At 51.0% G+C, this 20,669-nt stretch carries 16 protein-coding genes and 1 CRISPR repeat array; of the genes, 7 read left to right on the top strand and 9 right to left on the bottom strand.

Annotation, left to right across the window (positions count from 1 at the left end; all coding sequences use genetic code 11):
• The first annotated feature begins 2 nt into the window (after positions 1 to 2).
• From csy3 to CPY98_RS13225, 5 genes are all read left to right on the top strand, one after another.
• Positions 3 to 1,001, top strand: coding sequence for a type I-F CRISPR-associated protein Csy3 (gene csy3, locus CPY98_RS13245; RefSeq protein ID WP_096388033.1), 999 nt, complete (start codon positions 3 to 5; stop codon positions 999 to 1,001).
• 9 nt (positions 1,002 to 1,010) lie between these two features.
• The gene (cas6f, locus tag CPY98_RS13240) at positions 1,011 to 1,565 is read left to right on the top strand and encodes a type I-F CRISPR-associated endoribonuclease Cas6/Csy4 (RefSeq protein WP_096388031.1); all 555 of its coding nucleotides are present in this window, start codon (positions 1,011 to 1,013) and stop codon (positions 1,563 to 1,565) included.
• A gap of 209 nt (positions 1,566 to 1,774) precedes the next feature.
• A CRISPR array of direct repeats spans positions 1,775 to 2,102; the repeat unit is 28 nt; unit sequence GTTAACTGCCGTACAGGCAGCTTAGAAA.
• A gap of 89 nt (positions 2,103 to 2,191) precedes the next feature.
• A complete protein-coding gene (locus CPY98_RS21020) occupies positions 2,192 to 2,449 on the top strand; it encodes a hypothetical protein (RefSeq protein ID WP_071842631.1) in 258 nt (85 codons plus the stop codon).
• Positions 2,450 to 2,576: 127 nt separating this feature from the next.
• Positions 2,577 to 3,155 carry a flavodoxin family protein gene (locus CPY98_RS13230; RefSeq protein WP_043494046.1) on the top strand — a complete coding sequence of 193 codons (579 nt, stop codon included), beginning with the start codon at positions 2,577 to 2,579 and terminating at the stop codon, positions 3,153 to 3,155.
• Between the two features lie 149 nt (positions 3,156 to 3,304).
• Positions 3,305 to 4,015: a Bax inhibitor-1/YccA family protein gene (locus CPY98_RS13225; RefSeq protein WP_025798019.1), complete on the top strand. Its 711-nt coding sequence runs from the start codon at positions 3,305 to 3,307 to the stop codon at positions 4,013 to 4,015.
• An 86-nt stretch (positions 4,016 to 4,101) separates the two neighbouring features.
• Here the strand turns inward: CPY98_RS13225 and CPY98_RS13220 are convergent, their stop codons facing one another.
• The 9 genes from CPY98_RS13220 to ubiG form a co-directional block, all read right to left on the bottom strand.
• A complete protein-coding gene (locus tag CPY98_RS13220) occupies positions 4,102 to 4,818 on the bottom strand; it encodes an ABC transporter ATP-binding protein (protein ID WP_043494043.1) in 717 nt (238 codons plus the stop codon).
• Positions 4,805 to 5,656: an ABC transporter ATP-binding protein gene (locus CPY98_RS13215; protein ID WP_096388029.1), complete on the bottom strand. Its 852-nt coding sequence runs from the start codon at positions 5,654 to 5,656 to the stop codon at positions 4,805 to 4,807. The genes CPY98_RS13220 and CPY98_RS13215 overlap by 14 nt, the downstream gene beginning before the upstream one ends.
• A complete protein-coding gene (locus tag CPY98_RS13210) occupies positions 5,649 to 6,473 on the bottom strand; it encodes an ABC transporter permease (RefSeq protein WP_096388027.1) in 825 nt (274 codons plus the stop codon). The genes CPY98_RS13215 and CPY98_RS13210 overlap by 8 nt, the downstream gene beginning before the upstream one ends.
• Positions 6,473 to 7,516, bottom strand: a complete 1,044-nt coding sequence (locus CPY98_RS13205; protein ID WP_025798025.1) for an ABC transporter permease — start codon at positions 7,514 to 7,516, stop codon at positions 6,473 to 6,475. The genes CPY98_RS13210 and CPY98_RS13205 overlap by 1 nt, the downstream gene beginning before the upstream one ends.
• 36 nt (positions 7,517 to 7,552) lie before the next feature.
• On the bottom strand, positions 7,553 to 9,133 hold the full coding sequence (locus tag CPY98_RS13200) for an ABC transporter substrate-binding protein (protein ID WP_096388025.1): 1,581 nt from the start codon (positions 9,131 to 9,133) through the stop codon (positions 7,553 to 7,555).
• Between the two features lie 356 nt (positions 9,134 to 9,489).
• Positions 9,490 to 9,777 carry a class I ribonucleotide reductase maintenance protein YfaE gene (gene yfaE, locus CPY98_RS13195; RefSeq protein ID WP_046449928.1) on the bottom strand — a complete coding sequence of 96 codons (288 nt, stop codon included), beginning with the start codon at positions 9,775 to 9,777 and terminating at the stop codon, positions 9,490 to 9,492.
• Positions 9,778 to 9,835: 58 nt separating this feature from the next.
• The gene (nrdB, locus tag CPY98_RS13190) at positions 9,836 to 10,966 is read right to left on the bottom strand and encodes a class Ia ribonucleoside-diphosphate reductase subunit beta (RefSeq protein WP_025798031.1); all 1,131 of its coding nucleotides are present in this window, start codon (positions 10,964 to 10,966) and stop codon (positions 9,836 to 9,838) included.
• 67 nt (positions 10,967 to 11,033) lie between these two features.
• A complete protein-coding gene (nrdA, locus tag CPY98_RS13185) occupies positions 11,034 to 13,319 on the bottom strand; it encodes a class 1a ribonucleoside-diphosphate reductase subunit alpha (RefSeq protein WP_025798033.1) in 2,286 nt (761 codons plus the stop codon).
• A 653-nt stretch (positions 13,320 to 13,972) separates the two neighbouring features.
• Positions 13,973 to 14,680 (bottom strand): bifunctional 2-polyprenyl-6-hydroxyphenol methylase/3-demethylubiquinol 3-O-methyltransferase UbiG, encoded by a 708-nt coding sequence (gene ubiG / locus CPY98_RS13180; RefSeq protein ID WP_096388023.1) that lies wholly within the window; start codon positions 14,678 to 14,680, stop codon positions 13,973 to 13,975.
• A 288-nt stretch (positions 14,681 to 14,968) separates the two neighbouring features.
• Here ubiG and gyrA point away from each other — a divergent pair, with 288 nt between their 5' ends.
• Together gyrA and rcsC are read left to right on the top strand one after the other, a co-directional pair.
• Positions 14,969 to 17,629, top strand: coding sequence for a DNA topoisomerase (ATP-hydrolyzing) subunit A (gene gyrA / locus CPY98_RS13175; protein WP_043494023.1), 2,661 nt, complete (start codon positions 14,969 to 14,971; stop codon positions 17,627 to 17,629).
• Positions 17,630 to 17,762: 133 nt separating this feature from the next.
• Positions 17,763 to 20,627, top strand: coding sequence for a two-component system sensor histidine kinase RcsC (gene rcsC, locus CPY98_RS13170; RefSeq protein ID WP_025798037.1), 2,865 nt, complete (start codon positions 17,763 to 17,765; stop codon positions 20,625 to 20,627).
• Positions 20,628 to 20,669: the final 42 nt, after the last annotated feature.

The raw sequence follows: 20,669 nt of genomic DNA, 5'->3' as shown, positions 1-20,669 counted from the left end.
AAATGGCTAAAACTTCAGTTATTAAAACCGCTTCGGTACTCGCTTTTGAACGTAAACTGGCTAATTCAGACGCGGTAATGTATTCGGGTAATTGGCATGGAGATGTCTGGCAGCCAGTACGTATTCAAGAAAAAGCGGTGCGCGGCACCATCTCAAACCGACTAAAGAATGCCATTGCCAGCGATCCAACAAAGCTCGATGCCGAAATTCAAAAAGCTAACCTACAGCGCGTTGACGTTGCCGCTTTGCCAATGGATGCGGACACGCTGAAAGTGATGTTTACGCTGCGCGTGCTGGGTAACTTGTCTACGCCGTCGGTGTGTAACGATCAAGAGTATCAGGCCGCCTTGCAGGAGGTGATTGAGGGCTACATCGCCGAGCACGGTTTTGCTGAACTGGCAGCACGCTATGCCGAGAATCTGGCAAATGGTCGCTTCCTATGGCGTAATCGTATTGGCGCGGAAGCGATTGAAGTGCATATTTCATCTGGCGAACAGCATTGGAAATTCGATGCGCAAAATTATAGCCTGCGCGAGTTTAGCCAGCCGAAAGGCGACTTGAGGGCGTTGGCGCAGGTGATTGAAACCGGGCTGCGTGGAGAAAGTTTTGCGTTGCTCACCGTGAATGCTTTTGTGCATTTAGGAGCAGGGCAGGAAATTTTCCCATCACAAGAGTTGGTTCTCGATAGCAATAGCAAAAAAAGTAAGGTGTTGTACCAAGTCAGCGACGTTGCCGCGATGCATTCACAAAAGGTGGGTAACGCGCTACGAACTATTGATACTTGGCATCCGATGGTTGAATCGCTGGGCGCAATTGCCGTGGAACCTTATGGCTCAGTGACCAGTCGCGGCGTCGCTTGTCGCCAGCCAAAAGAGAAAATGGATTTTTACACTCTGCTGGATAAGTGGGTAACTAAAGGTGAAAAGCCTGCGACGGAGCAACAACACTATGTCATGGCGGTTCTGATCCGCGGCGGTGTATTTGGCGAAAAAGGTGAATAAGGGGCTGATATGAATTTTTATCAGGATATCCGCGTGTTGGAAGACCCTGAGTTTAGCGAAGCGATGCTGATGGCGGCGCTGTTTGCTAAATTGCATCGTGCCCTAGGTGCGTACGGTGAAGGCGATATCGGTGTCAGCTTTCCACAAGCGGCGAAAACCCTTGGATATACTATCCGGTTGCACGGTTCACAGCAGGCACTCTCTGCGATAGCAGCCACGCCGTGGCTGAAAGGGCTGCGAGATTATACCCAGTGTAGCGACATTTTAGCGGTGCCAGAAAAAGTGGCCTACCGAACGGTTAGTCGCGTGCAGGTAAAAAGCAGCGCGGAGAGGCTACGGCGCAGATCGGTGAAAAAAGGTTGGCTCACCGAAGAACAGGCTCGCCTGCAAATTCTCGATGTCAACGAACAAAGAACCTCGTTACCTTTTGTCGTGCTAAAAAGTTTGTCTACTGGGCAAATGTTCCATCTGTTTATTCGTCAGGGCGAACTGCAAACGCAGCCAACGGCGGGCAAATTTAGTAGCTATGGATTAAGCGCAACGGCAACGGTGCCGTGGTTTTAGTTTGTCATCCGCGTTGATATCCCCGTGCTCATCAACGGCGGGGATATGTTTCATCTAACGATCGAACAAATCTAACGAACCCTTTTTTTGAAGGTATATCTAAGTTGTTGATTTTGAATGCCAGCAACTAATGCGCAGAAAAAAGGGTCAAACCCACTCAAAGTGAATTAATGGTTTGATAGGAAAAGGTTTTTGGCTGATTTTCAACAGTTAACTGCCGTACAGGCAGCTTAGAAAACTCCGCCTCTGGCGACTCGCCTTCTGGCGCAGTTAACTGCCGTACAGGCAGCTTAGAAAACTCTTTAACATTGCTTCTTTCTCCCATTTTTGTTAACTGCCGTACAGGCAGCTTAGAAATCTCGCTGAATTAATGCAGAGATAAGCGTGGAGTTAACTGCCGTACAGGCAGCTTAGAAATATTTCAATCAATTATACATCTTATGATTTATGTTAACTGCCGTACAGGCAGCTTAGAAACAAACAATCACAGCTCGCATGCCGTGTACGCCGTTCACTGCCGTACAGGCAGCCAAAATTATCTTCTGCCTCATTTTCACTATACTTATTTCAGCGCTGCATCTTTGTGGCAGCATGCGAGCTAACTTTCGTTGAGCTAAGGGGCTAATTTGATTTGGTTTGAGCAAGGTCTTTATTTGCGGGTTGAGGAGTTGGAGAATGGGCCACGGCCTTTGCCGCTGCGTAGCGGGTTTAGTCGTGAAATAGCCTATCGGGCGCTAGGCGTGTTTAATCCCTCTGAATCATCGGATGCTTACTACATATTATCTAACGATCGGGATGAAATATGGTTTATCTGCAATCGACACCTACGAACGGTTGCGCTTTTACCTGATACCACCGACTTTAGGCGTCCGATTGTCTATTGAGTATGGGCGCGGGTGTTCCAACTGCTGTATTTGAATGAAAAACCATCGCCCTAGACGCCATCCTATTCCCGACGTATAAATATTCTCAGGCGTATAACGAATTAACCAACGTGTGAGGAGTTATTTGATGACAGCATTAGCCGTGGTTTTTCATAGTGGATACGGGCATACCGCCAAAGCCGCTGAGGCGGTAGCCGCGGGCGCGCAGCAGATCGACGGTGTGAGCGTTGAGGTTTTGGCTATCGACAGCGAAGGCAACTTGCCGGAAGGGGGATGGCATCTGTTAGCGCAGGCCGACGCGATTATTTTTGGTAGCCCGACCTACATGGGCGGGCCATCTTGGCAGTTTAAAAAATTTGCTGATGCCTCTTCCAAGCCTTGGTTTAGTCAAGAGTGGAAAGATAAAGTTTTTGCTGGGTTCACTAACTCGGCCAGCATGAACGGCGACAAACTTGGCACGCTCGATTATATGTTCCATCTCTCGCAGCAGCATGGTGGTGTGTGGGTAGGGATGGGAATGTTGCCGTCCAACACCAAAGCGGCAAACCGCAATGATGTGAACTATATTGCTGGTTTTTCGGGCTTGATGACGGTGTCGCCTTCCGATGCCTCGCCGGATGAAGCGCCGCTGCCGGGCGATTTAGAAACCGCGCGCAAGTTCGGTGAGCGTGTAGCCCATGTTACCAAGCGCTGGTCGAGTGTTTGACGCATAAGTAAATATTACTTAAATCTGAAATATATCGGCACACTCAGCCCGCAGCAAAAACACGGTTCTGTGGTAGGCTTATTAGGAGAACTGTCTGGTTGTTTTATCCATTCAGATAATATTGTTATTCCTAGCTTAAGGTGATCTTCATGGATCGATATCCTCGTGATAATGGCTCGATCGTAGAGCGCGCAAATTCGGGCCTACAGGCGTATATGGCGCAAGTGTATGGCTGGATGACCTGTGGGTTATTACTGACGTCTATCGTGGCGTGGTATGCCGCACATACGCCAGCCGTGCTGAATTTTATTTTCTCCAGCAAAATTACCTTTTTCGGTTTAATCATTGTGCAGTTGGGCTTGGTGTTTGTGCTGTCGGGTATGGTGCAGAAACTGAGCGCCGCCGCCGCAACATCGCTGTTTATGCTCTATTCTGCACTCACCGGATTAACGCTGGCCAGTATTTTTATCGTTTATACCTATTCGTCTATCGCGAGCACGTTCGTGGTAACGGCTGGTATGTTCGGGGCCATGAGCCTTTACGGTTACACCACCAAGCGTGATCTAAGCGGCATTGGCTCAATGATGTTTATGGGGCTGATCGGTATCATTCTGGCGTCGTTGGTAAATATCTGGCTGAAAAGCCCAGCGCTGACGTGGGTGATTACCTATGCGGGCGTGATTATCTTTGTTGGTTTGACGGCGTATGACACTCAGAAGCTGAAAGCTATGGGTGAGCAACTGAACCCTGAAGATAAAGATAACTTCCGTAAATACTCGATTTTGGGCGCGTTAACGCTGTATCTGGACTTCATTAACCTGTTCTTGATGCTGCTGCGTATTTTCGGCAACCGCCGCTAATCGCTGATTTGCTCGACTGATTATTCAGTTACATAAAGCCCCCTGAGCCTTTATCCGCTCAGGGGGCTTTTTCATATCAATCAGCGTTAGTCGAAACGATGCTCGCCGCGTGCTAACGCCGCACGGTTAAACTCCCGCATAATTTTTCCATCCTCCATCAGCGCCGCGCGTTGCGACATATGGGCAATCACGTCGGCGTCGTGGCTGACGAGTAGGTAGGTCATGGAATGCAGCCGCTTTAGCAGGTTAAGCAGGTTAAGGATTTCAGCCTGAACCGACATATCGAGCGCAGAAGTGGGCTCATCGAGCAGTAAGATTTTAGGCCGCAACAGTAGGGCGCGGGCAATGGCGACGCGTTGGCGTTGCCCTCCCGAAATTTGGTGAGGAAAGCGCTGCGCCGCATCGGCGGGGAGCCCTACCTGTTGCAGTGCTTCAGCCACCCGCTGTTCTACGTTAGGTTCGCGATGAATCTGCAGCGGTTCTGCCAAAGAACGATATAGGCGATGCTGAGGATGCAGCGAGGCATAGGGATCTTGAAATACCATCTGCACATTGCGGCGGATTTCGCCGTTGAGCCGTTTTTGTGGGCGCAGAGGCGAGCCTAATAAATCAATCTGTCCCTGCCATTCACGCTGCAAACCGGCGATGACGCGCAAAATAGTCGATTTCCCACAGCCGGATGCGCCGATCAGGCTAAAGGTTTCTCCCTCATTGACCTGAAAATGCGCCGACTTCACCACGTGTTTACGCTGTCGTCCGTCAGAAAAACTGACGTGTAAATCTTGAATATTAATCAGCGGCACGAGGTGCTCCTTCAAAAGTGCGTGAGCGATCCAGAACCGGCAGCAGGGAACCGTAGGTTTGGGCATTCGGCCGGCAGGTCCAGAGCGTTCGGGTGTAAGGATGTGTGGCTTGCGGTAGCTCAGCCGCCCGCAGTTCATCAACGCACTGCCCTTGATACATCACCATCACGCGGTCGCAGTGTTCGGCCACCAACGGCAGATCGTGGCTAATTAGCAATAGCCCCATCTGGCGTTGTTCGCATTGTTCCACCAAAAGAGAAAGAATTTGATGGCGCAGCCGAGCATCCAGCGCAGAGGTGGGCTCATCAGCAATCAGCACCTTGGGATTGTTGATCAGCGCTATGGCGATCATGGCGCGCTGCCCCAGTCCGCCAGATAGCTCGCCCGGATAGCGTTTTAGGCTATGAGCGGGAAGCCCGACCGACTCAGCGGTGTGCAACACCAACTCATCGCGCTGACGGCGCGACAGACGCTGGTGCAGCGTAAGCGCCTCTTCAATTTGGCGGTAAATGGTATGCACCGGATTGAGCGCGTAGCGAGGATCTTGCAGCACCATGGCGATGCTGTTACCGCGCAGTGCAGACCATTGTTTGGGTTTCTGCGCCAGTAAATTTTGCTGTTCAAAACGTAGCGTGGTGGCCCTGACTTTGCCCGGCTGACGAATTAGCCCCATTAGCGCGCGAGCGGTCATTGATTTGCCGGAGCCGGATTCGCCCACTAAAGCTAACCGTTCATGGCCCAAGGAAAAATTTAGCTGGTTGACGACGCACGCCTGACCAAAATGAACCGATAAATCCACGGCTTCAATCAGCGAATGGTTCTGTGAAATATCAGTCATGATCGGACTCCAAAATATCACGCAGGCCATCGCCCAGCAGATTGAAAGCTAAGCTGCTGAGCAGAATGGCCGCGCCGGGAATGGCGGCAATCCACCACTGATCGAAGATCACCTGCATGCCGTCGGCGATCATCGCGCCCCATTCAGCCATCGGTGGGCGAGCACCTAATCCTAAGAAACCTAAGCCTGCGGCCGCAAGGATAATACCCGCTAAATCCAGCGCTAAGCGCACGATGGCGGAAGGTAAGCAGAGTGGCAAAATATGTCCCCACATCAGCCTGAAACCGCGAATGCCCAGCATTTCTGCGGCGCTGAGATAATCGCTGTTCCTCAGTTTTTGAATTTCAGTTCGAGCCTGACGGGCATAGGCGGGCCACGTAGTGAGCGCCAGCGCCAGCGCGCCATTGATAAGCCCTGGGCCAAGCATCGCGACAAAGGCAAAGGCTAGAATTAAGCGCGGCATCGACATAACAACATCGGTAAATCGCATCAGCACGCGCTCAGTCCAACCGCCGTAATAGCCGGATAAAATACCGATCAGCAGGCCGAGAGGGAGGGTAATTGCGGTCACCAGTAGCACCATGCCTAACATCGGGCGGGTGCCATACAGCAGCCGAGCCAACATATCTCGCCCATAGGCATCGGTGCCGAGCCAATGTCCCGGTTCGGGCGGTAGCAAACGCGCCGCTGCGTTTTGCCAATTGGGATCTTGCCCCGCTAACCACGGTGCAAAAAGGGCGCAGAGTATCAGCAGCAGGATAATCACCAATCCACAGCTGGCCGCTGGTGAGCGGAGAATTTTGTGTAATAAATTCATTAGTGCACCCTCGGATCGGTGAGACGTACCAATAGATCCGTCAGGTTATTAATCAACACAAAACACACGCCAATGACCAATGTGCCACCCATCACCGCCGTGGTGTCACCGGCAAAGAGGGCGGTTGTGAGATAACGCCCAATGCCCGGCCAGGAAAATACGGTTTCAGTCAGAACTGCGCCTTCCAGCATGCCGGTATAGGCCAGCGCAATCACAGTGAATAACGTACCGCGAATATTGGGCAGCACGTGGCGTATCAGAATAGTGGTTTCGTTTGCCCCTTTGGCGCGTGCAAGTGTGACGTATTCTTTTTTCATTTCGCCTAGACACGCCGAACGGGTTAGCCGAGTGATACTGGCCATCGAAAAGTAGGCCAATAGCAAAACCGGTAGCGTCAGGTGATTAATGGCGTTGAGAAACGCGCCGCTGTCGCCGGAGAGTAAGGTATCGATAAGCACAAAGCCGGTTTTGGCTTCAACGCTGTATTGATAAATATCGTCCAGCCTTCCCGGCCCTGCGCTCCACTGTAAACGTGCATAGAACAGCAACAGCATCAGTAGACCAAGCCAGAAGATAGGCACCGAATTACCAAGCAGGGTGAGCGTGCGGATGGTCAGATCCCACGCCGTTCCCGCATAACGTGCGCACAGCACGCCCAGCAGAACGCCGAGGGTGGCGCCGATAATGAGCGCCAGCGTCGCTAGCTCCAGCGTGGCAGGAAATACCGTGAGTAAATCTTGTAGCACCGGTTGGCCGGTTGCGCTGGCGGTGCCCAGATCGCCATGCCCAAGCTGAATCAGATAGTGCCAGAACTGCACCGGCAGCGGCTGATCTAGCCCTAACTGATGACGAACCTGATTGTAGGTGGAGACGCTGGCATGATCGCCAACGATTTGTAATACGCGATCGACGGGAGAGAGCGCGGAAAGCAAAAACGTAATCAGCAGCAGCCCGAAAAGCGTTAATGCGAGCGTAAGTAGACCCTGCAACAGGGTCTGTAAATGACGCCGGAAATTATTCTCCGGCGTGAAGTCAGCAGCCATAGTTTCTCCGCTTGCTGTGGATAAAAAGCGGACGAATTACTTGGTGACGCGATCGTAATAAACCATATCGGCGTTCAGACCTTGTTGATAGCCTTTCACGTTGTCGCGCAGCACAACCTGAGTTTTGGCCTGATCGATAAACACATACGGCGAGCTACGCTGTAGCTCTTGCTGCATTTTGGTATACATATCCAAACGTTTAGCGCTGTCGGCTTCGGCTACGGCGGCGAGCGTTTGCTGGCTTAGCTCAGGGATTTTCCAGCCGTTTAGCCACGCGACGGTGCTGCCTTTGTTATCGTTGTAGGCAAAAGCGCTGGCGTTGGAATGCGCATCGAAATAGTCCGGCAGCCACATGCGGATCGCGGCCTGATGCTGACGCGCACGCACGCGTGCATAAACCTGACTGCCTGCCGCAGGCAGCAGATCCACTTTCACGCCGCCTTGCGCGAAGCTGGCTTGAATGGATTGAGCCACGGTGATAAACGGCGCTTTGTTTTCAACATCCAGCGTAAAGGCGGCATTTTTGATCCCGGCTTTCTCGAGAATGGCTTTCGCTTTAGCAGGATCGAAGCTAAACGGATTATTCTCCAGCGCGCCGTTAAAGCCGACCGGCAGGAAACTCTGATGCACAAAATATTGGCCCTTGAGTAAGTCCTGCGTGATGCCTTTGTAATCGACCAGATAGCGCGCCGCTTCCCACAGTGCAGGATTTGCCAGTAACGGATTCGCGGTATTGCCGGTGTTGAACGCCAAATAGTTTTGCTCGGCCGAAGGAATGCTCATCACGTTAATACCGGCTTGATTCTGCAACGCCGAGGTTTGGTCTGCGCCCAGCCCACGGGCAATATCGGCGTCACCCTGCTGGATCAGCAAACGGCGAGACGCCGGATCGGGCACGTTTTTAATAATGATATTGGCGATTTTAGGCGCGTCGTTTGATAGCGGATTGGCATCCAAAACGATGGCCTGATGCGGTTGATATACGCGCATTTTGAACGGCCCACTGCCCGCTGAGTGCATTTTGAGCCACTCATTACCAAAGTCGCCTTTTTTGCCATTAGGCGTGACGGTTTTTTCATCAACGATGGAGGCAATTGGCGTCGAGAGAATGTTCAGCGCCACGTCAGGGCTTACGTTGGCGGTCCACGTGAGCTGTAGCGTATGGTCGTCAATTTTCTTCAGATGACTGGCGACGTTATCCGCTTCCCACCCTAATACGTTCAAAATGAAGGCTGGCGATTTATTGAGGGCTACGGCGCGGGTATAGGAAAAGATAACGTCTTCAGGGCGCACCGGATTACCGGAAGAGAACTTGGCATTGGGACGCAGCTTAACGGTGAGCGTTTTATTGGCTGCGTCGCCTTGCCAGCTCTCGGCAAGTACGGCATCAATCTTGGCTGGATTATCGCGGTTGGCTTGGATCAGGCGTTGGTAAAGACTCGGCACCGTTTGAATACTGGAAAGTTCGTTGCTTTCTGCGGGATCAAGGCTGGCAATATCATCCAGAGTTTGCACCACGACCAGCGTTTTCGGTGGCGTCGCCGCCCATGCGTTGGCGCTTAACGTTCCGGCGGAAAGCGAGGCGAAAATCAGCACAGGTAATAGTTTGGCTTTCATTGTTATTGTGTTTTGCATCGTTGAACAGCTCCGTGATAAGGCTCGATTCGTACTACTTGGCAATATAAATAGCTGACACCACACTAAAAAAGCGCAGCTAAGCATGCAAAGTCCCAAAAGGAGTTTGCTAGAACCAAATAATCTATGATCAGTCGCTGATTATTTATAAATCGGCTGCCAGCACACGTCTGAGCCAAACCGAGTCCTTATCACATAAAAAGCTGGCTACATCATACAATTGATTATGCGCGGTTTGAAATAAACATGCAGAAATGTGGGAGCAAGAACAGATTCTTGTGTGAATTATCAGTGTGATAGGGGAAGGGATTGCAGGTAAAAAATCGCGGTGGAGGCGATTAAAGCTCCACCTCGATGTCTCCGTCTGGATGGCAGCAACAAGGTAAAATTTCACCTTCGTTGATGAAGGCCAGCGGCTGTTGGCGATACACCACGCGGCCCTTGGTCATTTTGCAACGGCATGAGCCACAATAGCCTGAGCGGCATTGATATTCCACCTGCACATTATGATGCTCAAGGGCTTCAAGCAGCGAGGCTTTGCCATGTGTGAACGCAAGCTTAGCGCCAGAAAGGGCGAGTGTGATGGTGGGCGTAAGTGGCTCAGCGCTGGCATTTTCAGCCTCGATGCTAGCGGCGTCGTCTGCCGCCAGCGTCGAGTCTTGGTAGAGTGAAAAGCTCAAGGGATTACAGCTCGAAGTCGCTCAGGTCATCAGCGTTGACTTCCGAGTCAATCTGACCAACCAGATAAGAGCTCACTTCCACTTCCTGCGGTGCCACTTGAACGTTATCAGACACCAACCAAGCATTGATCCAAGGAATTGGGTTAGAGCGCGTTTGGAACGGCAGCCCCAAGCCAACGGCCTGCATGCGGATATTGGTGATGTATTCCACGTACTGGCACAGGATATCTTTGTTCAAGCCAATCATGGAGCCATCGCGGAACAGATATTCTGCCCACTCTTTTTCCTGCTGCGCAGCGAGAACAAACAGGTCATAGCACTGTTGTTCGCACTCTACGGCGATTTCGGCCATTTCAGGATCGTCCTGACCTGAACGCATCAGATTCAGAATGTGCTGGGTGCCGGTCAGATGTAGGGCTTCATCGCGGGCAATCAGTTTGATGATTTTAGCGTTACCTTCCATCAGCTCGCGCTCGGCAAAAGCGAAAGAGCAGGCGAAGCTGACGTAGAAGCGAATCGCTTCTAGCGCGTTGACGCTCATCAGGCACAGATAGAGCTGTTTCTTCAGGGTACGCAGATTCACGTTGACGGTTTTGCCGTTAACGGTGTGAGTGCCTTCCCCCAGCAGGTGCCAGTAACCGGTCATCTCAATTAAATCATCGTAGTAGCCGGAAATGTCTTTCGCACGCTTGAGGATTTCTTCGTTGGTGACGATATCGTCAAACACCACCGCCGGATCGTTAACGATATTACGGATAATATGCGTGTAAGAACGTGAGTGAATAGTTTCGGAGAACGACCACGTTTCGACCCAAGTTTCGAGCTCAGGGATAGAGATCAGCGGCAACAGCGCGACGTTCGGGCTGCGTCCCTGAATGGAATCCAGCAGGGTTTGATATTTCAGGTTGCTGATAAAAATGTGTTTTTCATGTTCTGGCAGCGCTTGATAGTCGATACGGTCGCGAGACACGTCAACTTCTTCGGGACGCCAGAAGAAAGAGAGCTGTTTTTCGATCAGTTTTTCAAAAATTTCATGCTTTTGCTGGTCGTAACGCGCCACGTTAACCGGCTGACCGAAGAACATGGGTTCGAGTAACTGATCGTTTTTGTTTTGAGAGAATGTGGTATATGCCATAAAACTATAATCCTACCGTTTAGGATAAAACCGCCGATGGATATCGGCGGTTTCGTGCTGGTCTTGGTTAAATCTTGCAAGCACCGCTTTCGCAACCGTCGTCTTCGGCAACGGCCTGCAAATCGTCTTGCACATCTTCTGCGCCATCACGGGTGTTTTGATAATACAGGGTCTTAGCCCCAAATTTGTACGCCGTCAGCAAGTCTTTTAACAGCTGCTTCATCGGAACCTTCCCAGATGGGAAGCGAGACGGATCGTAGTTGGTATTGGCGGAAATCGACTGATCGATAAATTTCTGCATCAGACCGACGAGCTGCAAATAGCCATCGTTGTTTGGCATTTCCCACAGCAGCTCATAAGCGTTTTTCAGGCGCTCATACTCTGGCACCACTTGGCGCAGGATACCGTCTTTCGACGCTTTAATGCTGATGTGGCCACGCGGTGGCTCAATGCCGTTGGTCGCGTTAGAAATCTGCGAAGAGGTTTCAGACGGCATCAGCGCAGACAGCGTGGAGTTACGCAGGCCGTGTTCTTTAATCTCGCGACGCAGCGTTTCCCAATCGTAGTGCAGCGGCTCGTTGCAAATCGTATCCAAATCTTTTTTATAGGTGTCGATTGGCAGGACGCCCTGTGCGTAGGTGGTTTCATTGAACCACGGGCACGCGCCTTGCTCTTTTGCCAGCTCGTTAGACGCTTTCAGCAGGTAATACTGAATGGCTTCGAAGGTTTTGTGCGTCAAATTGTTCGCGCTGCCGTCGGAGTAACGCACGCCGTTCTTCGCCAGATAATAAGCGTAGTTAATCACGCCGATTCCCAGAGTGCGACGTCCCATCGCACCGCGCTTAGCCGCCAGAATCGGATAGTCTTGATAGTCTAACAGGGCATCAAGGGCACGAACGGCTAACACCGCCAGCTCTTCTAAATCGTCCAGCGACTCGATAACGCCGAGGTTAAACGCCGACAGCGTACACAGCGCAATTTCGCCGTTTTCGTCGTTCACGTCGCTCAACGGTTTGGTTGGCAGGGCGATTTCCAGACACAGGTTGGACTGGCGCACCGGTGCAATAGCCGGATCAAACGGGCTATGGGTGTTGCAATGGTCAACGTGCTGGATGTAGATACGACCCGTTGAGGCGCGCTCTTGCATCATCAGTGAGAACAGTTCCACCGCTTTAACTTTCTGCTTACGAATGCTGTCATCGGCTTCGTACTGCATATACAGACGTTCGAATTCATCCTGATCGGCAAAGAAAGCATCGTACAGCCCCGGAACGTCTGACGGGCTGAACAGCGTAATGTCGCCGCCTTTAATCAAGCGCTGATACATCAGGCGGTTCAACTGCACGCCGTAATCCATGTGGCGAACACGGTTACCTTCAACGCCACGGTTGTTTTTCAGTACCAGCAGGCTTTCAACTTCCAAATGCCACAACGGGTAGAACAACGTTGCTGCGCCACCGCGCACGCCGCCCTGAGAGCAGGATTTAACCGCGGTCTGGAAGTGTTTGTAGAACGGAATACAGCCGGTGTGGAAAGCTTCACCGCCGCGAATTGGGCTACCTAACGCACGGATCCGACCGGCGTTGATGCCGATACCGGCACGCTGGGAGACATATTTCACGATGGCGCTGGACGTGGCATTGATCGAGTCCAAGCTGTCGCCGCACTCGATCAGCACGCAAGAGCTGAACTGGCGGGTAGGGGTGCGCACGCCCGCCATGATCGGCGTAGGCAGTGAAATTTTGAACGTTGATACCGCGTCATAGAAGCGTTTTACATAGCTCAGGCGGGTTTCACGCGGATAGTTAGAGAACAGGCACGCGGCGACCAGAATATACAAGAACTGGGCGCTCTCGTAGATTTCACCGGATACGCGGTTCTGAACCAGATATTTCCCTTCTAGCTGCTTAACTGCGGCGTAAGAGAAATTCATGTCGCGCCAATGGTCGATAAACTCGTCCATCTGAGCAAACTCTTCGGTGGTGTAATCTTCCAGCAGATGTTTGTCATATTTACCCATTTCGACCAGTTTAACTACGTGGTCGTACAGTTTAGGCGGTTCAAACTGGCCGTAAGCTTTTTTACGCAGATGGAAAATAGCCAGACGCGCAGCCAGATATTGATAGTCTGGAGCGTCACGGGAGATCAGGTCTGCGGCGGCCTTGATGATGGTTTCGTGAATATCCGCGGTGCGGATCCCATCATAAAACTGGATGTGAGAACGTAATTCCACCTGAGAAACTGAGACATTACTCAAGCCTTCAGCAGCCCAATCGAGTACGCGGTGGATTTTATCAAGATTGATACGTTCTTTGCTTCCGTCACGCTTAGTGACCAGCAGACTTTGATTCATAGGGCTATTTACCTGTCCGTGTGCGATCTCATGTTCAAGCCGTCATCGTGTCTATAAAAGCCATGCGCGTTAAATCAATGCAAAATCATTGTTGCATTAACTTGACGTGTAGTGTCGATTTCGTGTTGTGAACACAAGATATGGTGTATTAATCAAGGAGTGATAACAAGATAGTGTTCTTAGCTTCCTTTTGCAAGTGAACAAAACGGCGCATAATTGTGGATAACTTGGGGGTGAATTGTTAAGTCAGGCGCTCACGTACCGTCATTACTGGCGGCAGCGGTTGAGAGGTGAGGGGGATAAGATTCCACTTAAAAATAAAATAAATTGATCGACTGCTGGTTTCTTATTCGTTACTTAAAAAGGCGATATTGATCACGGTTAATATCATAGGCAGATGCAATTTAGGCAATCGTCTTATCTCTAACGAAAAAGGTTGTCAGGAGCTTGGCGTTATAACCCCCTCCCAACCTCCCCCTTGGCAGGGGGAGGAGCCGATCGAGGATCTTTTAGTAAACACTAAACGGCTCCCACTCCTGCGAAGGTGAGGGCTGGGGGTGGGGCCGATCGAGGATCTTTCAGCAAACTCCAAACGGCTCCCTCCCCTGCGAAGGGGAGGGTTGGGGTGGGGTTGTTGATGAAGGTAGTAAGAGTTACTCCTCACACACCGTATGCACCATATAATTCACATCCACGTTCGGTGCCAGCTTGAACTTATCCGTTAACGGGTTGTAATGCAGGCCAATCATATTGCGTTCGCGCAGCGGGGTTTCATCGATCCAACCGATTAACTCAGCAGGGCGAATGAATTTTTTCACATCGTGAGTTCCCTTTGGCACCATTTTCAATACGTATTCAGCACCAATAACCGCCATTAGCCAGGCTTTGTTATTGCGATTAATCGTCGAGAAGAAAACGTGTCCGCCGGGTTTTACCAGCTTGGCGCATGCCAACACCACGGAGCGCGGATCGGGAACGTGTTCCAGCATTTCCATGCAGGTGACAATATCGTAGAGACCCGCATGCTCGTCGGCGTGCTGCTCAACGGTTTCTTGAACGTAGGTGACTTTGATGCCGGTTTCCAGTGAATGCAAACGCGCGACCTGTAAGGGCTCCGCGCCCATGTCTAAGCCGGTGACATCGGCGCCCTCGCGCGCCATGCTTTCGGCCAGAATGCCGCCGCCGCAGCCAACATCGAGGATTTTCTTACCAAATACACCGTCGGCGCGTTGCTGGATATAGTTCAGGCGCAGAGGGTTAATACGGTGCAGGGGTTTAAATTCCCCTTCGAGATCCCACCAGCGCGATGCCACGGCTTCAAATTTAGCAATTTCCTGATGGTCTACGTTTTGTTCAGACACCGAACACTCCTTCTAAGATATTTCTGGTGGCGTGAATCATTCACCCGAAAATAATTTTTTGAGAAAAGTACTGCTGTGGATTATACAGATTCTTGGCTCAATGAGGTTAATTCCGCCGTGCATTGAAAAGCGCACAGGGTTTCGCACTAAATCCGGCTTTATGATATAATTCGCGGTCTTTGTCATCGTGTATGCGCTTTGATCTATTCGATGAATATACCCAAGGGTGTCTGTTAGGGTAGCGGCAGCAGATGAATCATCAGAAGTCAGTAGAGGGATAGCAGCTCCATGAGCGACCTTGCCAGAGAGATTACGCCGGTCAACATCGAAGAAGAGTTGAAAAACTCGTATCTGGATTACGCCATGTCCGTTATCGTCGGGCGTGCGCTGCCGGATGTTCGTGATGGACTGAAGCCAGTTCACCGTCGCGTTCTGTTCGCGATGAATGTATTGGGCAATGACTGGAATAAAGCATATAAAAAATCGGCCCGTATCGTCGGGGACGTTATCGGTAAATACCATCCACATGGTGATAGCGCGGTATACGATACTATCGTTCGTATGGCTCAGCCGTTCTCGCTGCGTTACATGTTGGTTGATGGACAGGGTAACTTCGGTTCTGTTGATGGCGACTCCGCCGCAGCAATGCGTTATACCGAAATCCGTATGTCCAAAATTGCTCACGAACTGTTAGCGGATCTGGAAAAAGAGACCGTTGATTTCGTGCCTAACTATGACGGCACCGAGCAAATCCCAGCGGTGTTGCCAACCAAAGTTCCAAACCTGCTGGTGAACGGTTCTTCCGGTATCGCCGTAGGTATGGCAACCAATATTCCTCCACACAACCTGAATGAAGTGATCAATGGCTGCTTGGCCTATATTGATGACGAAAACATTACGGTTGAAGGCCTGATGCAGCATATCCCTGGCCCGGATTTCCCAACTGCCGCGATCATCAACGGTCGCCGTGGTATTGAGGAAGCGTATCGCACTGGGCGCGGCAAGGTGTATATCCGTGCCAAAGCCGAAGTTGAAGCGGACGAAAAAACCGGCCGCGAAACCATCATCGTGCATGAAATTCCTTATCAGGTGAACAAAGCTCGCCTGATCGAGAAAATTGCCGAGTTGGTTAAAGAAAAACGTCTGGAAGGCATCAGCGCCCTGCGCGATGAGTCTGATAAAGACGGTATGCGTATTGTTATTGAAATCAAACGTGACGCCGTGGGCGAAGTGGTTCTGAACCACCTGTACTCACTGACGCAAATGCAGGTGACGTTTGGTATCAACATGGTGGCGCTGCATCAGGGACAGCCTAAACTGCTGACGCTGAAAGATTGCCTACAGGCATTCGTTCGCCACCGCCGCGAAGTTGTCACGCGTCGTACCATCTTTGAACTGCGCAAAGCTCGCGATCGTGCGCACATCTTGGAAGGTTTGGCGATTGCGTTGTCGAACATCGACCCAATCATTGAGCTTATCCGCCGTGCGCCAAACCCTGCAGAAGCGAAAGCGCTGCTGGTTGCACGCGGTTGGGAGCTGGGCACCGTTGCAGCGATGCTGGAACGTGCTGGCGATAACGCTGCGCGCCCTGAATGGTTGGAGCCAGAATTCGGTATTCGTGACGGTCATTACTATCTGACTGAACAGCAGGCTCAGGCCATTCTGGATCTGCGTTTGCAGAAACTGACCGGTCTTGAGCATGAAAAACTGCTCGACGAATACAAAGATCTGTTAGAGCAGATCGCTGCGCTGATCTTCATTCTGGAAAGTCCAGATCGCCTGATGGAAGTGATTCGCGAAGAGCTGATCGCGGTCCGTGACCAGTTTGGCGATGCGCGTCGTACCGAAATTACTGAAAATACTGCGGATATCAACATCGAAGATTTGATTTCGCAGGAAGACGTAGTAGTGACCTTGTCGCATCAGGGCTATGTGAAATACCAGCCTCTGACCGACTACGAAGCACAGCGTCGCGGTGGTAAAGGTAAGTCAGCCGCCCGTATTAAAGAAGAAGACTTCATTGACCGCCTGCTGGTGGCCAATACGCACGACACTATTCTGTGCTTCTCAAGCCGTGGTCGTTTGTACTGGATGAAGGTCTATCAGTTGCCTGAAGCGAGCCGTGGTGCGCGTGGTCGTCCGATCATCAACCTGCTGCCGCTGGAAGCCAACGAACGTATTACCGCCATTCTTCCGGTGCGTGAATACGAAGAAGGTCGTCACGTCTTCATGGCAACCGCGAGCGGTACCGTGAAGAAAACGGCGCTGACCGATTTCAGCCGTCCTCGCAGCGCGGGTATTATTGCCGTGAATCTGAACGAAGGCGATGAGCTGATTGGTGTTGATCTGACCGACGGCAGCAACGAAGTGATGCTGTTCTCTGCGGCCGGTAAAGTGGTGCGTTTCCCAGAAAGCCAAGTGCGTTCTATGGGCCGTACCGCAACGGGCGTACGTGGTATCAACCTCAACGGTGAAGACCGCGTTGTATCACTGATCATTCCTCGTGGCGAAGGCGATATTCTGACCGTGACCGAAAATGGCTACGGTAAGCGTACCGGCGTTGCAGAGTACCCAACCAAGTCCCGTGCGACTCAGGGGGTTATCTCTATCAAGGTCAGCGAGCGTAATGGTAACGTGGTTGGTGCTGTTCAGGTCGACGAATGCGATCAGATTATGATGATCACCGATGCTGGCACGTTGGTACGTACCCGCGTTGCTGAGGTGAGCGTTGTTGGTCGTAACACCCAAGGTGTTACGCTGATCCGCACCGCCGAAGACGAACACGTTGTTGGCTTGCAGCGCGTTGCTGAACCAGAAGAGGATGATGAAGTTCTCGATGGCGAAGAGAATGCGGCGGTTGACGGCGATGTTGCTGATGTCGTTGACGATGCTGAAAGCGTTGATGATGCGTCAGAGTCTGATGATGAAGAGGGCGATGAAAACGCCTAATTACTAGCGTTTCGTTGACTCGATAAAAAGCCAGTGCAGATGTTTGTACTGGCTTTTTTTATCTCTAGTGACTAGTGTGATACTTGAATGTAGGCCTTTCGTTTAACAGTCCGTTTTCTGCTATGGTAATCCTTTGAAATATCTAGCCTCTTTCCGAACAACGCTGCGAATTTCACGCTATCTATTCCGATCGCTGGCGCTGATGCTGTGGATCTTGGGCGCTTTGCTGACCACGTTTTATATTCTCAATGAATTTCATGAGAAAGAGTCGGACATCCGCCAAGACTTTAACCTGAATTTTGATCAGGCGCAGGGGGTGATCAAGCACTCCTCAAGCATCATGCGGGATATTCGCTATATTGCGGAAAATCGACTGAGCTGGTCTGTGACTGGGCTAGATATGATCAACGGCGTATTCAGTGGAAAGAATACGCTCCCACCGCTGACGCCGATTTTTCCTGAGTCAGACTGCCAGCTGCTGAGCGATAATTACCAGAACTCGTTAGAGTCGCTGAGTAATTTCATTAATTATTGGAAAGAGAATTTCGTTGCCGCATATGACCTAAACCGAATCTTCTTTATCGGTGGTGAAAGCTTGTGTCTGGCTGATTTTGGCATTCGTAATACGCCACTTGACCAAAGCAATGTGTTCCGCAATCTGCATCAGCGGATTTTGATGTTCCAAAACAGCAATAATAAAGAGAAAGAACACACGCTGTTCTGGGTGATCCCTGGTACTCAAAATGACGTGGGGGCGCTTTATGTTATTACGCCGGTTTACATCGCCAACAAGCTGGAAGCACTGCTAGGCACCGAGCAAAATATTCGCTTAGAGGATTTTACCAATCCTTCTACGCTGCCGGTAGGCGTCACATTGCTGAATGAAAATAATGACGTATTAATGACCTACACTGAAAACGGCGGTGAGCAACCCGCCCTTTCAGGTATTCCGAACGACGATAACTATTTTGGCTATAACAGCGGCTATGACACCCTGTTGCTGAAAAAGAAACTGAGCCCGTCGGGATTAAGCATTGTCTATTCACTGCCGACCAGCGTATTGCTCGAACGTTTTAATTTACTCCTGATTAATGCGGTGATCCTAAACTTAATCAGCGCGCTTATTCTGTGTGTATTGACGTGGTTATTTGAGCGAAAAATGTTTTCTCCGGCAGAAAATAATGCGTTTCGTCTTGAGGAACATGAGCAATTTAACCGTAAAATTGTCGCCTCTGCGCCGGTGGGCATTTGTATTCTGCGAATTAAAGACGGTAGCAATATTCTGAGTAATGAACTGGCGCATAATTATATCAGCCTGTTTACCTCTGAAGACCGCCATCGGATCACGCGCATTATCTGCGAGCAACCCAGCAGCGTGGTCGACGTCATCACCAGCCAGAATCAGAATCTACAAATTAGCTTTGTTCATTCCCGCTATCGCAATGAGGATGTGGCGATTTGCGTCATGATCGACGTGAGTGCGCGCGTTAAAATTGAAGAGTCATTGCAAGAGCTCGCCAATGCCGCCGAGCAGGCCAGCCAGTCGAAATCAATGTTCTTGGCGACGGTCAGCCATGAGCTGAGAACCCCGTTGTATGGCATCATTGGTAATCTCGACCTGCTGCAAACTAAGTCTCTGCCGGAAGAAACCCAGCGTCTGCTGGCGGCGATGAGTAACTCCTCGGGGCTGTTGCTTAAAATCATCAGCGATATTCTTGATTTCTCCAAGATCGAATCCGAACAGCTCAAAATAGAGCCGGGAACCTTTGAGCCGCGTAAGGTGATCCCGCATATCATCGGCAACTACTTGCCGCTGGTGGTTCGCAAGCGCTTGGCGATGTACTGCTTTATTGAGCCAGAAGTGCCAGATTCCGTTTCTGGCGATATCATGCGTATTCAGCAGGTGTTGTCGAACTTGCTGAGCAACGCGATCAAATTTACCGATACCGGCTGCATTATCCTTCAGGTGCGGGTACAGGATTTCTATCTTGAGTTCCGCGTACGTGATACAGGCTTGGGTATCCCATTCCGCGATGTGATGAAGCTGTTCGATCCATTCTTCCAAGTAGGCACCGGCGTGCAACGCCATTTCCAAGGAACCGGTCTGGGGCTGGCCATCTGTGAAAAACTGGTCAGTCTGATGGATGGCGACATTGCCGTGGAATCGGAGCCGGGAATGGGCAGCATATTTACCGTACGTATTCCGATGTATCAGGCAGTGGAATCAGCGCCTGAAATTGCCGCACTAGCACAAAAAACCGTTTGGCTTGAGATCCACAATGCGCGCTTGGAAGCTTATCTGCTGAAACTCCTGACCATGGCCGGTGCGGATGTTCGTCTATGCAGCGCCAGCGAACATTGCGATGAGCAGGGGATTTTGATTTCAGATCATGACGTTACTCTGAGTACTCCGGTTAAGACCCACATCCGCCTATCCGCAGAGTATTTAGGCCATGCGAAACGCAAAGAGGACGGCTCATGGGTGCTCAGCACGGCGGCACCGCTAGAATTGTTGAGTATTCTACGCCGCATTTTTGTGCCAGAAGACACGGCATTACTCCCCGATCTTTCTGAAGATAATGGCAATATTGAAGTTAAAGATTACAGCGATGTGCATATTCTTATCGTCGACGATCATCCGATCAACCGTCGTTTGCTGGCCGATCAGCTGATTTCATTAGGCTATCAGTCGGTGTCAACCGCAAGCGATGGTTTGGATGCGTTAGGCGCATTAGCGAAACAGCAGGCCGACATCGTGCTTACTGACGTTAACATGCCAAACATGGATGGTTACCAGCTCACTGCGCGTCTGCGTCAGCAGGGCCGCACCGCGCCAATTATTGGCGTGACGGCTAACGCGCTGGCGGAAGAGCGGGAGCGCTGTATTCAGGTTGGAATGGACAGCTGTTTGTCGAAGCCGGTGACGTTGGAAGAGCTACAAAAATCGCTGCATCATTTTGCTGAGGTAGTGAGGAAGGGAAGAGACAAAGGGGTTTAATACCCCACCCCAACCCTCCCCTTATCAGGGGAGGGAGCCGTA

This window comes from Hafnia sp. CBA7124 (assembly GCF_002355555.1).
Lineage (GTDB): Bacteria > Pseudomonadota > Gammaproteobacteria > Enterobacterales > Enterobacteriaceae > Hafnia > Hafnia alvei.
The sequence above is the reverse complement of the archived record's forward strand: the minus strand, read 5'-3'. Positions and strand labels throughout refer to the sequence as shown.